The following is a 934-nucleotide window of genomic DNA, read 5'->3' as shown; positions in this document are numbered from 1 at the left end:
GGCGGGTCGATGCGGGCCGGAAAGCCGGGGCGGCGCTGGGTCATCGGGCAGGGGCCGGCGTGGTAGCGGCGGGCGCGTCGGGCACCAGGCGCGCCGCGGTCTGCGTCCAGTAGCCCAGGCCTTCGTGGTCGGTCAGGTCCACCTTCAAAGGGGTGATGGCCACATGGCCTTGGGCCGTGGCATGGAAGTCCGTGCCCTCGGCGTCGTCCTTGGCCGCGCCCGCGCCGCCGATCCAGTACATGACCTCCCCGCGCGGGCTCTGCTGCTCGATGACGCGCTCGGCCGCATGGCGGCGGCCCAGGCGGCACAGCCGCAGGGGCCGCAGTGCATCGAACGGCAGGTTGGGAATGTTCACGTTGAGGAGCCAGGGCGCCTCGCCCACCAGGTTCTGCGCCTGCATCTGCTCGACGATCTCGCGCGCCTTGCGGGCGGCGGATTCGATCTCGCCCCAGCCCTTGTCCACCTGCGAGAACGCGATGGCCGGAATGCCGAAGAGGTAGCCCTCCATCGCGGCGCCCACGGTGCCGGAATAGATGGTGTCGTCGCCCATGTTGGCGCCGTTGTTGATGCCCGAGACGACCAGATCGGGTCGGTAGCCGAGCAGGCCGGTGAGCGCGATGTGCACGCAGTCCGCCGGGGTGCCGTTCACGTACCGGAAGCCGTTGGCCGCCTGGTGCACGTACAGCGGCGAATGCAGCGTGAGCGCATTGGACTTGGCGCTGTTGTTGTGTTCGGGCGCCACCACCTCGACGTCCGCGATGGTCTTGAGCGCATCGTGCAGGGCCACGATGCCGGGTGCCTGGTAGCCGTCGTCGTTGGAAATGAGGATCTTCATGGGTGGCAGGAAGCAGGGTGCGAGCGATTGTAGGCCGCGTCCGACACGGCCCGGCCGGGCCGCATCCTGGGCGCCCGCCCCCGCCCCCGCCCCCGCCCC

1 protein-coding gene is annotated in these 934 nt (G+C 70.4%); it reads right to left on the bottom strand.

Features of this window, described 5'->3' with window-relative positions; all coding sequences use genetic code 11:
* Nucleotides 1–40: 40 nt before the first annotated feature.
* The gene (gene surE / locus AC27IO_RS24800; RefSeq protein ID WP_498741293.1) at nucleotides 41–835 is read right to left on the bottom strand and encodes a 5'/3'-nucleotidase SurE; all 795 of its coding nucleotides are present in this window, start codon (nucleotides 833–835) and stop codon (nucleotides 41–43) included.
* Nucleotides 836–934 lie beyond the last annotated feature (99 nt).

The organism is Acidovorax sp. KNOB132 (genome assembly GCF_057541515.1).
This window is presented reverse-complemented; position numbering and strand designations above follow the sequence as displayed.

Excerpts from the sequence above, each read along its gene's own strand:
- surE (WP_498741293.1), bottom strand. The coding sequence starts at position 835 with ATGAAGATCCTCATTTCCAACGACGACGGCTACCAGGCACCCGGCATC.